The following is a 15,929-nucleotide window of genomic DNA, read 5'->3' on the forward strand; positions in this document are numbered from 1 at the left end:
CGCGTATTGCCCCGCGCGGCACCCCGCCTAGGCTGGCACGGCGTCGACCATACCTTGCTGCATCCTGGCGGCATCGCGCACGAAGCAACGCGAAGCCTGCAGCAGCGCCAGCATGGTCAGCAAAAGCGCCACGGGTATCAGGTACATGGCCCCATGCAGGCCCACCGCCTTGAAGCTTTCGTTCATTTCCGTGGCCCCGGCCGCCAGCATCGCCGCCTGGGCATAGTGGTCCGACAGCAGGCCGACCGCCACCGGCCCCAGGCCGCCGCCGAGCAGGTACAGACCGGCGAAGAACAGGGCCATGGCGGTGGCGCGCAGACGCGGCTCGATCACATCCTGAATGGCCGTGTAGACGCAGGTGTAGAAGTTGTAGGCAAACAACCAGCCGATACTGAACAGGGCGACGAACAGGGCGACTTCAATGCGCCCGGCGTGCAAAGCATAGCCGGTGGCCAGCGCCGCGATCAGCATGCTCAGGGCGGCAAACAGTAGACGCCCGGCCTGCCAGCGCTGATGGATCTTGTCCGCCAGCCAGCCACCCAGGGTCAGCCCCAGCAACCCGGTCAGGCCGACGATGACACCAGTGGCCATCGCCGCCTGCTCCAGCGGCAACAGGAAGTAGCGCTGCAGCATCGGCACCATAAACGAGTTGCAGGCGTAGGTGGCGAAGTTGAACGCCAACCCGGCCAGCACCAGCCACCAGAAGGTGCGGATCGCCAGGACCTTGCGCAGCGGCTTTGCCACTGGCGTCGCCAGCGACTGCACCTGCTCCGCCGCACCGCGCCTGGGCTCTTTGATAAAGAACATGAACAGCGCCAGGATCACCCCCGGCACGGCGGCGATAAAGAACGGCGCGCGCCAGCTGTCGAAGGCCGTGACCATGGCACCGATGGTGAAGAAGGCCAGCAGCAGCCCCAGCGGCAGCCCGAGCATAAAGATGCCCATGGCCCGTGCCCGCTTGTGGGCGGGGAACAGGTCGCCGATCAGCGAGTTGGCCGCCGGCGCATAACTGGCCTCGCCAATGCCGACCCCCATGCGAATCAGCAGAAAACTCCAGAAATTCCAGGCCAGGCCATTTACCGCCGTCAGCCCGCTCCATACCGCCAGGCCCCAGCCCATGATCTTGCGCCGCGCGCCGGTGTCGGCCATGCGTCCCAGCGGCACGCCGGCGATGGCATAAACGATGGTGAAGGCGGTGCCGATCAGGCCCAACTGAAAGTCGCTGAGCCCCCACTCCATGCGGATCGGCTCGATGATGATGGCCGGAATGGTGCGATCGAAGAAGTTGAACAGGTTGGCGAGAAATAGCAGAAACAAAATACGCCAGGCATTCGCCGCTTGCTGGGACTGCTGCATGGGTCACTCTCTATTGTTGTTATTGGAGCCAGACCCCGGCAGCCGCCTGCCGGGATGTGCAGCGTGCAATCTAGGACCTGGGGCCTAGGCTGTCTGTGACTATTTGTTGTGTTTATGTCAGCCAATGGTAGAAGCCGCGGACCGGCCGCCGGAAAACTGCCGCCGAGCAGAGGGGCGAGCGGGATGCGGGAAGCCCCCGCCCTAACCGCGTGGCGGCGTATTTTTCCTGTTACGCACTCATCCACTGGGCAAAGCATGGCCAATAGCCTTTACTGCTTCTATTAGCAATCTGCCGGCATCCGGCTGACGGCCGCTCAATGGCCGCCACGGCCTTGAGCAAGTGCAGGGCGGCCCGCGCACCGGGCGACGGCCCGGAGCACTTGCCTAGGGTTTTTGCAGGCGCTCACCCAGCAGGTGTACATGCAAGCAACCCCTCGCCATGCAGGATGCAGCCGCGGCCAGCGTTCGCTTTGCCTGTTCGTCGGCCTGTTGCTCGCCCAGTGGCTGTGCCTGCTCCCGGCCGTGGCGCAAGAGACCCTGCGCCTGCAGTTGCGCTGGCTGCATCAGTTCCAGTTCGCCGGCTACTACATGGCTCTGGAGAAAGGTTTTTACCAACAGGCCGGACTGACGGTGGAAATACGCCAGGGCGGTCCGGACAGCCCGCAGGGCCTGGACAGCCTGCTCGCGGGCGACGTCGACTTCGCCATCAGCAATAGCGGCCTGATCATTGCGCATATGGCCGACCAACCCGTGGTGGCGCTGGCCGCCATCATGCAAAGCTCGCCCAGCGTCTGGATAGTGCGGGCCGACTCGGGCATCTATACCCCTCAGGACCTGGCCGGCAAACGGGTGATGGTGATGCCGCTGCCGGAAAGCGCCGAACTGCGCATCATGCTGATACGCGAAGGCATCGGCCTCGATCAGATCCAGGAGCAGCCCACCAGCTTCAACCCGCAAGACTTGGTCGACGGCAAGACCGACGCCTATAACGGCTATGTCTCCAATGAACCCTTCTGGCTCAGGCAGCAGCAGGTGGCCTATCGCCTGATCAAACCGCGCGAATACGGGGTCAACTTCTACAACGACGTGCTCAGCACCCGCCGCGAGCTGCTGCAACAGCGTCCGGAGCAGGTGGAGGCCTTTCTCCAGGCCAGCCTGCGCGGCTGGCAATACGCCATGGACCATATCGAAGAGAGCGTGCAGTTGATCCATCGGCGCTACACCCCCGACAAGAGCCTGGAGCACCTGCGCTTCGAGGCCGAGGAACTGAAGAAACTGGTGATGCCCGAGCTGGTGCAGCTGGGCCATATGAACCCGGGGCGCTGGCAGGCCATCGCCGAGCACTATGTGGCCCTGGGCATGGCCCATGGCCCCATCGATCTGAACGGTTTTATCTACAACCGCAAGGTCGAAACCGATCACCGCCTGCTCTATCAGGTGCTGGCGGCGGCCGTGCTGATCGTCCTGGTGGTGGCCGCCATCGCCCTGCGCTTTGCCCATCTGAGCAATCGCCTGCGCCTGGAAGTCGGCCGTCGCCGCCAGGCCGAGGAAAAGCTGCTGTGCAGCAACCAGCAGCTCGAGACCCTGGCCAATACCGACCGCCTGACCGGGCAATGGACCCGGCGCAAGTTCGAAGAGGTGGCCCTGCAGGAAATCGCCCGCGCCGAACGTTACGCCCTGGACCTCAGCCTGATCTTTTTCGATATCGACCATTTCAAACTGATCAACGATCAGCACGGTCACGAGGTGGGCGACCTGGTACTCAGCGGCGTGGCGCACAGGATCAAGGCCCATCTGCGCCAGTCCGACTGCCTGTGCCGCTGGGGTGGCGAGGAGTTCATCATCTTTATGCCGCACACCGACCTTGCCCACGCCCGCGCGATAGCGGAGAAGCTGCGCCTGTTGCTGACGGCCGAACCGCTCCTGGAACAGATCAGCGTCAGCGCCAGCTTCGGGGTGGCGCAATGGCATCGGGGCCAGCCCCTGAGCGGGCTGGTGGGCTGTGCGGACCAGATGCTCTACCGCGCCAAACAGCTGGGTCGCAACCGGGTCGAGTGCCTGGAAAGCGTCGACGTCAGCCCCTCGCCATAACCCGCCACCGCCCCTGCAAAGGCGGCACGACCGGTGAAGGAACCTAGCCCCTACTCCGCCGTCGACACAGCCTGGCTACGCCACTCGGCCAACCAGCCCAGACTGGCCGAACCTGCGCCCTCGCCCGGCCGGTATTCGGCACCCAGCCAGCCGCGATAACCCACCTGACGCAAGGCCGCCAGCGCCGCGGCAAAGTCCAGCGCACCGCTGCCCGGCGCGCCCCGCCCGGGGCAGTCGGCAAATTGCACATGACCGATCCGCCCGGCCAGCAGTTCGATACCCACCCGCAGGTCCAGGCCCTGGCGCGCCATATGGTAGAGGTCGTACTGCGCCGCCAGGTTGGGGTGGTCCACCGCCTTGAGCAGCGCGTCCAGCTGCTCGGGGGTATTGATCAGGAACCCCGGCATATCCAGCGGGTTGATCGCCTCGACCAGCACGCCGATGCCCAATAACTCAAAGGCCTCGGCCGCCTGACGCAGATTGGCCTGCAGGCAGGCCAGAGCCTGTTCCCGTTCGACGCCAGCGGCCAGACGCCCCGGCAGCACATTGACCCAGGCCGGGCGCACCATGGCCGCATAGCTCAGGGCCTCCCGCAGCGCCGCAGCGAACTCGACCTGGCGCGCCGGCACTGCGGCTAGCCCGGCACCGCCGCTCATCAGGTCGCCGGCCGGCAGATTGATCAGCACCAGCGGCATGCCGGCCGCATCCAGGGCCTCTTTCAGGGCAATCGCCGGCAGTTCGTAGGGAAACTGGATTTCCACCCCGTCGAAACCGGCGGCAGCGGCCGCCACCACGCGCTTACGCAAGGGCCGTTCGGTAAACAGCATGGACAGGTTGGCAGCGATCTTCATAACGACCTTCCAATCAGGAGCAACACCCTTTTGCGTGGGTTAGCGGCGCAGAGCAGATTTTCAATCGGACGCGGAATTTGCGCGCCACGTAACCCGCCAGGCGATTTTCGGTTTATCCACCGGGTCATCCCCATCGTCACACCCCAGGCTGCCGATACAGCTGCACCAGGGTCGCCGGGTCATGTTCGAGATGGCCCTGACTGCCGTGCAGGCGCATCAGTTGCGCGGCCAGGCCGCTGAGCGGGGTGGCCGCGCCAACCTGGCGGGACAGTTTGACCGCGGTGTCCAGGTCCTTGAGCAGGGTGCGCACGTGCCACTTGACCGGCTCGAACTGGCTGGCGGCCATTTGCGGGGCGAGAATCTGCAGCGGCTTGGAGTCGGCAAAGCCACCGGCCAGGGCATCGGCGAGCAGGCTGGCATCGACCCCGGACTGCTCCGCCAGGGCCACCACCTCGGCGAGCACCAGGGCATTGCAGGCGACGATCATCTGGTTGCACACCTTGGTCACCTGCCCGGCCCCGACATCACCCATGCGCGTCAGGCGCTGGCCCAGATGCGCCAGGATCGGCCGCGCCCGCTCGATATCCTCTTCGCGTCCGCCGGCCATGATCGCCAGGCTGCCGCTGGCCGCTCCCGGCGTGCCGCCGGATACCGGCGCATCCATCCAGTGCATGCCGGTACGCGCCAGCAGTTCGGCGGCCATGTCCCGGGTGGCGGCCGGTTCCAGGCTGGAAAAGTCCACCAGCAACTGCCCGGGCCGCGCGCCCTCGACTATGCCGCCGGGGCCGAACACCACCTCGCGCACCACCTCGGTATTGGCCAGGCAGAGCATGACGATACTGGCATCGCTGCACAGCTCGGCGGGGCTCGCCACGCAAACGGCACCCTGGGCCGTCAGCACGGCGCATTTGTCCGGCGAGCGATTCCACAGGCTCAGGGGATAACCGGCGGCCAGCAGGCGGCGGCTCATGGGCAGGCCCATCAGGCCAATACCGGCGAATCCCAGGGCGGGGAGCGAAATGGACATGGGCGGACTCCAGCACAAAGAGGGTGGCTATTTTAACCCGCTGCGGGGCGACTGCGGCTGCCAGACCTCACAGGCCAGCGCGCCAATCCACACAAGCGGCACAATCCCTTTATACTCCGCCGGCTTTCCCCGCTATTGAACCGGAGAACCCCCATGTTGAAACGTACCCTGGCCGTCGCCGCTGGCGTTGCCCTGAGCCTTACCGCCACCCTCTCGCAAGCCGCCGACACCCTGCGCGTCTCGGCCATTCCCGATGAAGCCCCCACCGAACTGCTGCGCAAATTCAAGCCCCTGGGGGCCTATCTGGAACAGCAGCTGGAGATGAAGGTCGAGTTCGTCCCGGTGTCCGACTACGCCGCCGTGGTCGAAGCGATCGCCGCCGACCGTATCGACCTGGCCTGGCTGGGCGGTTTCACCTTCGTCCAGGCCCGCCTGAAAACCGCCGGCACCGCGCACCCTGCGATCCCCCTGGTGCAACGCGCCGAAGACGAGAAATTCACCAGCAAGATCATCAGCGCCGACCCGGCGGTGAACTCGCTGCAGGACCTCAAGGGCAAGACCTTCGCCTTCGGTTCGGTGTCCTCCACCTCGGGCAGCCTGATGCCGCGCTTCTTTATGCTGCAGGACGGCATCAACCCGGAAACCTTCTTCAGCCGCATCGCCTACTCCGGAGCCCATGACGCCACCGCTGCCTGGGTCCAGGCCGGCAAGGCGGACGGCGGCGTACTCAACGCCAGCGTGTGGGACAAGTTGGTCGCCGCCGGCAAGGTCGATACCGACAAGGTCAAGGTCATCGCCACCACCCCCCCCTACTTCGACTACAACTGGACCGTGCGCGGCACCCTCGACCCGGTCGTACGCGACAAGATCCAGGCCGCCTTCCTCGCCCTCGACCCGGCCAACCCGGAACACAAGGCGATCCTCGACCTGCAGGCTGCCAGTCGCTTTATCCCGACCAAGGCCGAGAACTACCAGGGTATCGAGCAAGCAGCTGAAGCGGCCGGCCTGTTGAAGTGAGTGTCAGCCTCAGCGGCGTGGGTCTGACCCACGCCAACGGCCAGGTTGCGCTCAGCGGTATCGATCTACAGGTGGGCAGCGGCGAACGGGTGGCCATTATCGGCCCCTCGGGCGCGGGCAAGACCAGCCTGCTGCGCCTGCTGGCCAGCAACCTGCAACCCAACAGCGGCCAGCTCAGCCTGCTCGACCAGGATCCCTGGCAGCTCCGCGCGCGCCAGCGGCAGAAGCTGCGTGCGCGCATCGGCCTGATCCACCAGGCACCGCCCCTGCCGCCCCGCCAGCGGGTGGTCACCGCGGTGCTGGCCGGCAAGCTCGGCCAATGGTCCCTGGGCAAGAGCCTGCTCAGCCTGCTGCACCCGGCGGATATACCCGGTGCCCAGGCCACGCTGGCGCGCCTGGACCTGGCGGACAAACTCTTCGAGCGCTGCGATCAGCTGTCCGGCGGCCAACTGCAGCGGGTCGGCATTGCCCGGGTGCTCTATCAGGCCCCGGAGCTGATTCTCGCCGACGAACCGGTGTCGGCCATGGACCCGATACTGGCCGGGCATACCCTGAGCGTACTCAATGAGGAAGCCAGCCGGCGCGGCATGACCCTGCTGGCCAGCCTGCACGCTGTGGAGCTGGCCCTGGCGCATTTCCCGCGGATTATCGGCGTACGCGCAGGCCGCATCGTCTTCGATCTGCCGCCGGCCAGCATCAGCGCGGCCCAGCTCGAGGCCCTCTACGCCAACGAACAGCTGCAGCCGCTGCCCGCCTCGCCCGCCCCGGTACAGACCAGCCTGCAGATCCCGCGATGCTGAAACCCGCACTGCATGATCCGGCCGCCCTGCCGCGCCTGGCCCTGACCCTGCTGGCGCTGTTGCTGCTGTGGCCGGGCCTGACGCTTAGCGAGCTGAACCTGGCGGTGCTGTTCGATGAACGGAACGCGGCCAATATGGGGCGTTTTCTCGCCGATTTCTGGCCGCTGGCGCATGATCGCGAGTTCCTCCAGCTGCTCGGTCAAGCCACCCTGGAAACCCTGGCCATCGCCACCGCCGGCATGGCCTTGGCGCTGTTGATCGCGATTCCCGGCGCGCTGCTGGCCAGCCGCGCGCTGTCGCTGTCCGCACTGCACCGTGGCGGTCGCCCGGCCTGGTGGGCACAGGCCTTGCGCTGGCCGGTGCGCGGCCTGCTGATCGTCCTGCGCAGCGTGCCGGAGATCGTCTGGGCGCTGCTGTTCGTACGCGCCGTGGGCCTGGGCCCGACCGCCGGGGTGCTGGCCATCGCCATCACCTACAGCGGCATGCTCGGCAAGGTCTATGCGGAAATTTTCGAGTCGGTCGATCCGCGCCCCAGTCGCGCCCTGCTGGTCGCCGGCAGCCCGCGCCTGGCGGCCTTCGCCTATGGCGTACTGCCGGGGGCCGCCGCCGAGATGCTCTCCTACACGGTGTACCGCTGGGAATGCGCGATCCGCGCCTCGGTGGTGATGGGCTTTGTCGGGGCCGGCGGCCTGGGCCAACAGATCGACCTGTCGATGCGCATGTTCGCCGGCGGCGAAGTGGCCAGCATGCTGCTGACCTTCCTCGCCCTGGTACTGCTGGCCGACCAGATCAGCCGCCTGCTGCGCACCCGCCTGCTATGAAAACGAGCCCGCCCTTGCGCACCTCGACCCTGCTCAACTACGGCCTGCTGCTGGTGCTGCTGGCGGCGGTAGTCGCCTCCTTCCGCTACCTGGGCATCGACCTCGGCGCGCTGCTTCAGGGCGACAGTCTGAGCCAGATGGGCCGCTACGCCGGCAGTTTTCTCAGCCCGGACTTCTCGCCCGCCCACGTGCGGAACATCGGCCATGGCGCGCTGGAAACCCTGGCCATGTCGGCACTCGGCACCCTGCTGGCGGCCCTGCTCGGCCTGTTGCTGGCCCTGCCGGCGGCCGGCCGTTGCGGCTGGCTGGCCCTGAGCCTGGCGCGCTTCGTGCTGAACGCCCTACGGGCGATTCCCGAGCTGGTATGGGCGGCCCTGGTGGTCCTGGCCGCAGGCCTGGGGCCGAATGCCGGCACCCTGGCCCTGGCCCTGCACACCACCGGAGTGCTCGGCCGGCTGTTCGCCGAGGCCCTGGAGAACAGCCCGAGCGAACCGGCCGAGGCGATCCGCCTGGGCGGTGGCGGCCCTATCGCGGCCTTCTGCTACGGCACCCTGCCGTGCATCTGGCCGCAGCTGATCGCCTACTCGCTGTACCGCTGGGAAAACAATATCCGCATGGCCAGCGTGCTCGGCTTCGTCGGTGCCGGCGGCCTGGGGCAGATGCTCTACGTCAGCCTCAGCCTGTTCCAGCAAGCCCAGGCGGCCACGGTGATCCTGGCCATGCTGCTGCTGGTGCTGGCGGTCGATGCCTTCAGCGGCTGGGTGCGCCAGCGCTGGGTCAGCGCGTAGGCTGGATTCGAGCCCCGCAGGTCATCCCTCCTACAGCCGGTCCTTTTCCACATGATCGAGATCGACCGGGTCACCGCTGTGGGTCCCCAGAAGGCTGCGGATATGCTCGAACATCTGGTCGTACTCCTCATGGCCCCGCACGACCATGCTGTGGCTGGCGGGCAACCCATGCTTCTGCGCCAGGCGGGTGACCACGCTGGCGAAGTTGAAGGCGGTATCGCGGTGCAGCTCGAACTCCTCCTCGAAGGCCTTGCCCGCCACTTCACCGACCATGCGCATATGCAACATCGCCCCCTCCACCGGGTCCTGGCGCACCTCGTAGTAGAGGTCGATGCTGAATATGGGCTGCTCGGCACTGGCAAAGCGGTTGCCGCGGTGCAGGTGTCCTGGTTCGAACATAGTCGTTCTCCCTCTTGGTTGCCGGGGCCTGTTGCCGCTTTATGATGCAACGGCAACAGCCTCAGGAGCCTCAGCATAACCGCTCTGTCGGCATCTGCATGCCCGACTGCTGGCCGCTGCCGCGGCGGCACTGGGGCGCGCGCCAGATCAGTGCAGCGCCGGGGTCGCCGCGCGCTCCTGGGCCAGCACCCAAGGGGCCACCACCACGGCCCAGAGTTGCGGGTCGCGCTGCAACAGGTCGGCGGCGCAGTCGTCGTCGACACGGCGCAACTGCCCCGCCTCCAGCCAGGCCGCGACCCGGCCTTGGTCGTTCTGCGCCACGGCTTCGGCCACCGCGATCAGATCCTGGCCGCCCTCGACCAGCAGCAGGGCACCGCGGGCAAAGAATGGTTGCAGTTCCTGCCAGCCAATAGGTGCAGTTTCTCCAAGCAACTTGGCATATAGGGTGCTAGGTTCAGTCATGGATAACTCAGACATGGATTGTCCTGTGTGGATGGCCGGTTGCAGATCGGTTGCCATGATAGCGTCAGTCGCTCGGCAGGCAAGTTGGCGACGCCGGCAACGGCGAGCAGGACACGCCGTTTTTCTATACGTTTATTGCAATAACGCGACACCCTCGGGTTTTGCCCCCAGCAAGCGGCTTTTCAAGGCGCAAAGCTGCGCTCTACACTGCAGCGGTACAGTTGCCGGGGGTATGACCGGGGAAAAATCCCGGTTCTGCAGCTTTGGCCGCCAGAACTACAACAACGAAAATCAATAAGAGTGGAGCACTATGAACAAGGCTACTAAGCAGATTTCCAAACTGTTTGCCGCCATGGCCATGGCCGGCGTTGCCAGCTACTCGGTAGCGGCAGACACCATCAAGATCGGCCTGGCGGGTCCGGTTACCGGTGCAGTCGCGCAATACGGCGAAATGCAGTTCATCGGTGCCAAGATGGCCATCGAGCAGATCAACAAGGCCGGCGGGGTGAACGGCGCGATGCTCGAAGGCGTGGTCTACGACGATGCTTGCGATCCCAAGCAAGCCGTGGCCGTGGCCAACAAGATCGTCAACGACGACATCAAGTTCGTGGTTGGCCACCTCTGCTCCAGCTCCACTCAGCCGGCGTCCGACATCTACGAAGACGAAGGCATTCTGATGATCACCGCGGCGTCCACCAGCCCGGACATCACCGCCCGTGGCTATGAGCTGCTGTTCCGCACCATCGGTCTGGACAGCCTGCAGGGCCCGACCGCCGGCAACTACATCGCCGACCACGTCAAGCCCAAGGCCGTTGCGGTCATCCACGACAAGCAGCAGTACGGCGAAGGCATCGCCACCGCGGTCAAGCAGACCCTGGAAGGCAAAGGCGTCAAAGTCGCCCTATTCGAAGGCATCAACGCCGGCGACAAGGACTTCTCGGCGATGATCGCCAAGCTCAAGCAGGCCGGTGTGGACTTCGTCTACTACGGCGGCTACCACCCGGAACTGGGCCTGCTGCTGCGTCAGTCGGCGGAAAAAGGCCTGAGCGCCAAGTTCATGGGTCCGGAAGGCGTGGGCAACAAGGAAATCTCGGCCATCGCCGGCCCGGCTTCCGAAGGTATGCTGGTGACCCTGCCGAAATCCTTCGACCAGGATCCGCGCAACCAGGCCCTGGTTGAGGCATTCAAAGCCAAGAACGAAGACTCCAGCGGTCCGTTCGTGTTCCCGGCCTACGCCGCCGTGCAAGTGATTGCCGAAGGCATCGAAAAAGCCGGCGACACCGATACCGCCAAGGTAGCCGCAGCCCTGCGCGCCAACAGCTTCGACACCCCGACCGGAGTGCTCAGCTTCGACGAGAAGGGTGACCTGAAAGACTTCAGCTTCGTGGTCTACGAATGGCACCAGGACGGCAGCAAGACCGAAGCACCGCTGAACTGATAACGCGGCTTCCCGCCTGAACCCAAAGCCCACTGCACCGCAGTGGGTTTTGTTTATTAGAAGAATTCCGGTCTCACCCTGCGCCACAAGCGCTGACGTGCGTGACGACCCAGGAGTTAGGCAATGCCTGATCTGTATCACTACCTGCAACAGCTGATCAACGGTCTGACCGTTGGCAGCACCTATGCCCTGATCGCCATCGGCTACACCATGGTCTACGGCATCATCGGCATGATCAACTTCGCCCATGGCGAGGTTTACATGATTGGCTCCTATGTAGTTTTCATCGTCATCGCCGGCCTGGCCATGTTCGGCCTGGACAGCTTGCCGCTGATGATGATCGCCGGCTTCGCCGCCAGCATCATCGTCTGCGCGGCCTACGGTTACAGCATCGAACGGGTCGCCTACCGCCCCCTGCGCGGCGGCAACCGGTTGATCCCACTGATCTCGGCGATCGGCATGTCGATCTTCCTGCAGAATCTGGTACTGCTGTCCCAGGACTCCAAGGACAAGGCCATCCCCAATCCCCTGCCGGGCAACTTCGTGTTCGGTGAAAGCGCCATGAACGGCGTGGTCATTTCCTATATGCAGGTGCTGATCTTCGTCGTCACCTTCCTGGCCATGGTCGGCCTGACCCTGTTTATCTCCCGCTCGCGCCTGGGCCGCGCCTGCCGGGCCAGCGCCGAAGACCTGAAGATGGCCAACCTGCTGGGCATCAACACCAACAACATCATCAGCCTGACCTTCGTCATCGGTGCCGCCCTGGCGGCGGTGGCCGCGGTGCTGCTGGGCATGCAGTACGGCGTGATCAACCCGCACCTGGGCTTCCTCGCCGGGATCAAGGCCTTCACCGCGGCGGTGCTCGGCGGTATCGGCAGCATCCCCGGTGCCGTGCTCGGCGGCCTGGTGCTCGGCGTGGCCGAAGCCTTCGGTGCCGATATCTTCGGCGACCAGTACAAGGACGTGGTGGCCTTCAGCCTGCTGGTGCTGGTGCTGCTGTTCCGCCCGACCGGCATCCTCGGTCGCCCGGAGGTTGAAAAGGTATGAGTTCGTCAATGATGAAAAACCTCAAAACCGCGTTCTTCAGCGCCCTGCTGGTGCTAGCCGTGGCCTACCCGGTAATGGGCCTGAAGCTCTCCACCATCGGCATCAAGCTGCAGGTCGAGGGTGCCAGCCCGGCCGTGCTCTGGACCATCGGCGGTTGCGCCATCGCCATGTTCTTCTGGCAATTGTTCCGTGACCAGGTGCGCGCCGTCTGGCGCCATGCACCCAAGCTGCCGAGCGTACCGAGCCAGGCCAGCGATTTCCTCACCCAGCCCTCGACCCAGCGCTGGGTAATCCTCGGCCTGGTCATCGTCGCCCTGGCCTGGCCGTTCTTCGGCAGCCGCGGGGCGGTGGATATCGCCACCCTGATCCTGATCTACGTGATGCTCGGCCTCGGCCTGAACATCGTGGTCGGTCTGGCCGGCTTGCTCGACCTCGGCTATGTGGCCTTCTACGCCGTCGGTGCCTACAGCTACGCGCTACTGTCGTTCTACTTCGGCCTGAGCTTCTGGATCTGCCTACCGATCGCCGGCCTGATGGCGGCGTTCTTCGGCTTTATCCTGGGCTTCCCGGTGCTGCGCCTGCGCGGCGACTACCTGGCCATCGTCACCCTGGGTTTCGGCGAGATCATCCGCATCCTGCTGAACAACATGACCTGGCTGACCGGCGGCCCCAACGGCATCGGTTCGATCCCCAAGCCGACCCTGTTCGGCCTGTCGTTCGACCGCAAGGCCGCCGAGGGCATGCAGACCTTCCACGAGTATTTCGGCGTGGCCTACGCCTCGATCAACAAGGTGATCTTCCTCTACCTGATCGCCCTGGTGCTGGTGCTGCTGACCCTGTTCGTGATCAACCGCCTGCTGCGCATGCCGATCGGCCGCGCCTGGGAAGCCCTGCGCGAGGATGAAATCGTCTGCCGCGCGCTGGGCATGAACCCCACCGTGATCAAGCTCTCGGCCTTCACCCTAGGGGCCACCTTCGCCGGTTTCGCCGGCAGCTTCTTCGCCGCGCGCCAGGGCCTGGTCAGCCCGCAGTCGTTCACCTTTATCGAGTCGGCGATCATCCTCGCCATCGTCGTGCTGGGCGGCATGGGTTCGCAGCTGGGGATCATCCTGGCGGCCATCGTGATGATCCTGCTGCCGGAGCTGGCGCGGGAATTCAACGAGTACCGCATGCTGATGTTCGGTGCCCTGATGGTACTGATGATGATCTGGCGTCCGCAGGGCCTGCTGCCCATGCAACGCCCGCACCTGGAGCTGAAACAATGAGCCGCCCGATTCTAGAAGTAAGCGGCCTGTCCATGCGCTTCGGCGGCTTGCTGGCCGTCAACGGGGTAAGCCTGCAGGTCAACGAGCGGCAGGTGGTGTCGATGATCGGCCCCAACGGTGCCGGCAAGACCACGGTGTTCAACTGCTTGACCGGTTTCTACCAACCCACCAGCGGCAATATTCGCCTCAACGGCGAGCAGATCGAGGGCCTGCCGGGCCACAAGATCGCCCGCAAGGGCGTGGTGCGGACCTTCCAGAACGTGCGTCTGTTCAAGGAAATGACCGTGGTGGAAAACCTGCTGGTGGCCCAGCACCGCCACCTCAACACCAATTTCCTCGCCGGCCTGTTGAAGACTCCGGCGTTTCGCAGGAGCGAACGCGAGGCCATGGACTTTGCCGCGCACTGGCTGGAGCAGGTCAACCTGACCGACTTCGCCAACCGCACGGCCGGCACCCTGGCCTACGGCCAGCAGCGCCGCCTGGAAATCGCCCGCTGCATGATGACCCGGCCGAGCATCCTGATGCTCGACGAGCCGGCCGCCGGTCTCAACCCGCGGGAAACCGATGACCTCAAGGCCCTTATTCGTGTACTGCGCGACCAACATGGCGTCACCGTCTTGTTGATCGAACACGACATGAAACTGGTCATGAGCATTTCCGACCATATTTACGTGATCAACCAGGGCACCCCCCTGGCCGACGGAACGCCGGAGCAGATCCGCGCCAATCCGGACGTGATCAAAGCCTATCTGGGGGAAGCTTGATGCTGTACTTCGACAAGGTTTCCACCTTCTACGGCAAGATCCAGGCGCTGCATGACGTCAGCGTCGAGGTGCGTCAGGGTGAGATCGTCACCCTGATCGGGGCCAACGGTGCCGGCAAGTCGACCCTGCTGATGACCCTGTGCGGCAACCCGCACGCGGCCAGCGGCAGCATCCGTTACCAGGGCGAGGAACTGGTCGGCCAGGACACCCCGGACATCATGCGCAAGAGCATCGCCGTGGTCCCGGAAGGCCGCCGGGTGTTCTCGCGCCTGACCGTCGAGGAGAACCTGGTGATGGGCGGATTCTTCACCGCCAAGGCCGAGTTCCAGGAACAGCTGGACAAGGTCCTGCAGCTGTTCCCGCGCCTGCAGGAGCGCCTGAGCCAGCGTGCCGGCACCATGTCCGGCGGCGAACAGCAGATGCTCGCCATCGGCCGTGCGCTGATGAGCAAGCCCAAGCTGCTGCTGCTCGACGAACCCTCCCTGGGCCTGGCCCCGATCATCATCCAGCAGATCTTCGACATCATCGAACAGCTGCGCAAGGACGGCGTGACCATCTTCCTGGTCGAACAGAACGCCAACCAGGCGCTCAAGCTGGCCGACCGCGGCTATGTGCTGGAGAACGGCCGGATCGTTATGCAGGGCAGCGGCCATGACCTGCTGAACGACCCAAAGGTGCGCGACGCCTACCTCGGCGGCTGATCACACCCTTGGTCTTGGAAACCGCTCTTCGGAGCGGTTTTTTATGGCCTGCCATCCCTGGCGGCCACCCTGCGGGCCGTCGCTGCGCGACGTTAAAAATGATTCCTGATCATTTTTTATGGCCTGCCATCCCTGGCGGCCACCCTCGGGGCCGTCGCTGCGCGACGTTAAAAATGATTCCTGATCATTTTTTATGGCCTGCCATCCATGGTGGCCCCCTTTGGGCCGTCGTTGCGCGACGTTAAAGATGGCTCACGGCCATTTATTTATCTTCGCCGCCCGCCGTTCGCCCATTGCTGCGTGCATCGCGCCCCCGGCCAGTTACAATGGTCGCCCTTTTTTGCCGATGCGTGCTTCCATGACCGAGCCGATACGCCTGTCCAAACGCCTGATCGAAGAGATCGGCTGCTCGCGCCGCGAGGCCGAACTCTATATCGAGGGCGGCTGGGTGCTGGTCGACGGCGTGGTGGTCGAAGAGCCGCAGTTCAAGGTCGGCGCGCAGCGCGTCGAACTGCTGCCCAATGCCATGCTGGCCCCGGTCGAGCCGGTGACCCTGCTGCTCAATGTACCCAACGGTCACTCGCCCGATCGCGCCGTAGAAAGCATCAGCCCGGCCAGCCACTGGCCCGACGACGGCTCTGGCATCCGCCCGCTGAAAAGCCATTTCTCCCGCCTCACCTCCTGTATCCCCTTGCAGGCCGGGGCCGATGGCCTGCATGTACTGACCCAGGACTGGCGCATCGAGCGCAAGCTCAAGGAAGACCTGAGCAAGCTGGAGCAGGAGTATGTGGTCGAGGTCGTTGGCACCTTGAGCGCCAGCCAGCTCAAGCGTCTGGCTCACGGCCTGACCTTCAACGGCGTAGCATTGCCACCTTGCAAGGTCAGCTGGCAGAACGAAACCCGCCTGCGCTTCGCCCTGAAGAACCCGCTGCCCGGACAGATCGTCTTTATGTGCAACAGCGTCGATCTCAAGGTGCTGGGCATGAAACGCATCCGCATCGGCGGCGTGCCCATGGCCAAGGTCCAGCCGGGCCAATGGCGCTACCTGGCCGCGAAAGAACGCTTCTAACTATTTTTCAGCTGCCGCCGCCTGTGCAGCAGC

16 protein-coding genes are annotated in these 15,929 nt (G+C 64.8%); 11 read left to right on the top strand and 5 right to left on the bottom strand.

Annotated features, from left to right (window positions below; translation table 11 throughout):
• Positions 1 to 27: 27 nt before the first annotated feature.
• Complete coding sequence (locus tag AACY13_RS13235) at positions 28 to 1,356, bottom strand: spinster family MFS transporter (RefSeq protein ID WP_339462044.1); 1,329 nt, start codon at positions 1,354 to 1,356, stop codon at positions 28 to 30.
• 420 nt (positions 1,357 to 1,776) lie between these two features.
• Here AACY13_RS13235 and AACY13_RS13240 point away from each other — a divergent pair, with 420 nt between their 5' ends.
• Complete coding sequence (locus tag AACY13_RS13240; RefSeq protein ID WP_339462045.1) at positions 1,777 to 3,447, top strand: ABC transporter substrate-binding protein; 1,671 nt, start codon at positions 1,777 to 1,779, stop codon at positions 3,445 to 3,447.
• Positions 3,448 to 3,497: 50 nt separating this feature from the next.
• On the opposite strand, the gene AACY13_RS13245 is transcribed toward AACY13_RS13240, so the two are convergent.
• Both AACY13_RS13245 and AACY13_RS13250 read right to left on the bottom strand, forming a co-directional pair.
• Positions 3,498 to 4,298 carry a hydroxypyruvate isomerase family protein gene (locus AACY13_RS13245; protein WP_339462046.1) on the bottom strand — a complete coding sequence of 267 codons (801 nt, stop codon included), beginning with the start codon at positions 4,296 to 4,298 and terminating at the stop codon, positions 3,498 to 3,500.
• Between the two features lie 136 nt (positions 4,299 to 4,434).
• Positions 4,435 to 5,325 (bottom strand): NAD(P)-dependent oxidoreductase, encoded by an 891-nt coding sequence (locus AACY13_RS13250; protein WP_339462047.1) that lies wholly within the window; start codon positions 5,323 to 5,325, stop codon positions 4,435 to 4,437.
• Between the two features lie 153 nt (positions 5,326 to 5,478).
• Here AACY13_RS13250 and AACY13_RS13255 point away from each other — a divergent pair, with 153 nt between their 5' ends.
• Genes AACY13_RS13255 through phnE form a run of 4 tightly spaced genes read left to right on the top strand, consistent with a single transcriptional unit; the run spans position 5,479 to position 8,751 of the window.
• A complete protein-coding gene (locus tag AACY13_RS13255) occupies positions 5,479 to 6,342 on the top strand; it encodes a putative selenate ABC transporter substrate-binding protein (protein ID WP_339462048.1) in 864 nt (287 codons plus the stop codon).
• Positions 6,339 to 7,142, top strand: a complete 804-nt coding sequence (locus AACY13_RS13260) for a phosphonate ABC transporter ATP-binding protein (RefSeq protein ID WP_339462049.1) — start codon at positions 6,339 to 6,341, stop codon at positions 7,140 to 7,142. Before AACY13_RS13255 ends, AACY13_RS13260 begins: the two co-directional genes overlap by 4 nt.
• Positions 7,136 to 7,963: a PhnE/PtxC family ABC transporter permease gene (locus AACY13_RS13265; protein ID WP_339462050.1), complete on the top strand. Its 828-nt coding sequence runs from the start codon at positions 7,136 to 7,138 to the stop codon at positions 7,961 to 7,963. Before AACY13_RS13260 ends, AACY13_RS13265 begins: the two co-directional genes overlap by 7 nt.
• A gap of 29 nt (positions 7,964 to 7,992) precedes the next feature.
• Entirely contained in the window at positions 7,993 to 8,751 is a 759-nt protein-coding gene (gene phnE, locus AACY13_RS13270) for a phosphonate ABC transporter, permease protein PhnE (protein ID WP_445262579.1), read from the top strand.
• Between the two features lie 30 nt (positions 8,752 to 8,781).
• Here phnE and AACY13_RS13275 read toward each other — a convergent pair whose 3' ends face one another.
• Positions 8,782 to 9,150 carry a DUF5064 family protein gene (locus AACY13_RS13275; RefSeq protein WP_339462052.1) on the bottom strand — a complete coding sequence of 123 codons (369 nt, stop codon included), beginning with the start codon at positions 9,148 to 9,150 and terminating at the stop codon, positions 8,782 to 8,784.
• A 147-nt stretch (positions 9,151 to 9,297) separates the two neighbouring features.
• Complete coding sequence (locus AACY13_RS13280) at positions 9,298 to 9,612, bottom strand: DUF2288 domain-containing protein (protein ID WP_339462053.1); 315 nt, start codon at positions 9,610 to 9,612, stop codon at positions 9,298 to 9,300.
• 310 nt (positions 9,613 to 9,922) lie between these two features.
• Here AACY13_RS13280 and AACY13_RS13285 point away from each other — a divergent pair, with 310 nt between their 5' ends.
• The 6 genes from AACY13_RS13285 to AACY13_RS13310 all read left to right on the top strand — a co-directional run bounded on the left by AACY13_RS13285 (position 9,923) and on the right by AACY13_RS13310 (position 15,896).
• Complete coding sequence (locus tag AACY13_RS13285) at positions 9,923 to 11,050, top strand: branched-chain amino acid ABC transporter substrate-binding protein (RefSeq protein WP_339462054.1); 1,128 nt, start codon at positions 9,923 to 9,925, stop codon at positions 11,048 to 11,050.
• Positions 11,051 to 11,173: 123 nt separating this feature from the next.
• A complete protein-coding gene (gene livH, locus AACY13_RS13290) occupies positions 11,174 to 12,097 on the top strand; it encodes a high-affinity branched-chain amino acid ABC transporter permease LivH (RefSeq protein ID WP_339462055.1) in 924 nt (307 codons plus the stop codon).
• An 8-nt stretch (positions 12,098 to 12,105) separates the two neighbouring features.
• Entirely contained in the window at positions 12,106 to 13,362 is a 1,257-nt protein-coding gene (locus tag AACY13_RS13295; RefSeq protein WP_339462347.1) for a high-affinity branched-chain amino acid ABC transporter permease LivM, read from the top strand.
• A complete protein-coding gene (gene livG / locus AACY13_RS13300; protein WP_339462056.1) occupies positions 13,359 to 14,126 on the top strand; it encodes a high-affinity branched-chain amino acid ABC transporter ATP-binding protein LivG in 768 nt (255 codons plus the stop codon). The genes AACY13_RS13295 and livG overlap by 4 nt, the downstream gene beginning before the upstream one ends.
• The gene (locus AACY13_RS13305) at positions 14,126 to 14,827 is read left to right on the top strand and encodes an ABC transporter ATP-binding protein (RefSeq protein WP_339462057.1); all 702 of its coding nucleotides are present in this window, start codon (positions 14,126 to 14,128) and stop codon (positions 14,825 to 14,827) included. Before livG ends, AACY13_RS13305 begins: the two co-directional genes overlap by 1 nt.
• 358 nt (positions 14,828 to 15,185) lie before the next feature.
• Positions 15,186 to 15,896 carry an rRNA pseudouridine synthase gene (locus AACY13_RS13310; protein WP_339462058.1) on the top strand — a complete coding sequence of 237 codons (711 nt, stop codon included), beginning with the start codon at positions 15,186 to 15,188 and terminating at the stop codon, positions 15,894 to 15,896.
• The last annotated feature ends 33 nt before the right edge of the window (positions 15,897 to 15,929 follow it).

This window comes from Pseudomonas sp. EA_105y_Pfl2_R69 (assembly GCF_963970915.1).
GTDB lineage: Bacteria > Pseudomonadota > Gammaproteobacteria > Pseudomonadales > Pseudomonadaceae > Aquipseudomonas.

Excerpts from the sequence above, each read along its gene's own strand:
- livH (WP_339462055.1), top strand. The coding sequence starts at position 11,174 with ATGCCTGATCTGTATCACTACCTGCAACAGCTGATCAACGGTCTGACC.
- AACY13_RS13255 (WP_339462048.1), top strand. The coding sequence starts at position 5,479 with ATGTTGAAACGTACCCTGGCCGTCGCCGCTGGCGTTGCCCTGAGCCTT.
- livG (WP_339462056.1), top strand. The coding sequence starts at position 13,359 with ATGAGCCGCCCGATTCTAGAAGTAAGCGGCCTGTCCATGCGCTTCGGC.
- AACY13_RS13265 (WP_339462050.1), top strand. The coding sequence starts at position 7,136 with ATGCTGAAACCCGCACTGCATGATCCGGCCGCCCTGCCGCGCCTGGCC.
- AACY13_RS13295 (WP_339462347.1), top strand. The coding sequence starts at position 12,106 with ATGATGAAAAACCTCAAAACCGCGTTCTTCAGCGCCCTGCTGGTGCTA.
- AACY13_RS13245 (WP_339462046.1), bottom strand. The coding sequence starts at position 4,298 with ATGAAGATCGCTGCCAACCTGTCCATGCTGTTTACCGAACGGCCCTTG.
- AACY13_RS13280 (WP_339462053.1), bottom strand. The coding sequence starts at position 9,612 with ATGACTGAACCTAGCACCCTATATGCCAAGTTGCTTGGAGAAACTGCA.
- AACY13_RS13275 (WP_339462052.1), bottom strand. The coding sequence starts at position 9,150 with ATGTTCGAACCAGGACACCTGCACCGCGGCAACCGCTTTGCCAGTGCC.
- AACY13_RS13285 (WP_339462054.1), top strand. The coding sequence starts at position 9,923 with ATGAACAAGGCTACTAAGCAGATTTCCAAACTGTTTGCCGCCATGGCC.
- AACY13_RS13235 (WP_339462044.1), bottom strand. The coding sequence starts at position 1,356 with ATGCAGCAGTCCCAGCAAGCGGCGAATGCCTGGCGTATTTTGTTTCTG.
- AACY13_RS13240 (WP_339462045.1), top strand. The coding sequence starts at position 1,777 with ATGCAAGCAACCCCTCGCCATGCAGGATGCAGCCGCGGCCAGCGTTCG.
- AACY13_RS13310 (WP_339462058.1), top strand. The coding sequence starts at position 15,186 with ATGACCGAGCCGATACGCCTGTCCAAACGCCTGATCGAAGAGATCGGC.
- AACY13_RS13250 (WP_339462047.1), bottom strand. The coding sequence starts at position 5,325 with ATGTCCATTTCGCTCCCCGCCCTGGGATTCGCCGGTATTGGCCTGATG.
- AACY13_RS13305 (WP_339462057.1), top strand. The coding sequence starts at position 14,126 with ATGCTGTACTTCGACAAGGTTTCCACCTTCTACGGCAAGATCCAGGCG.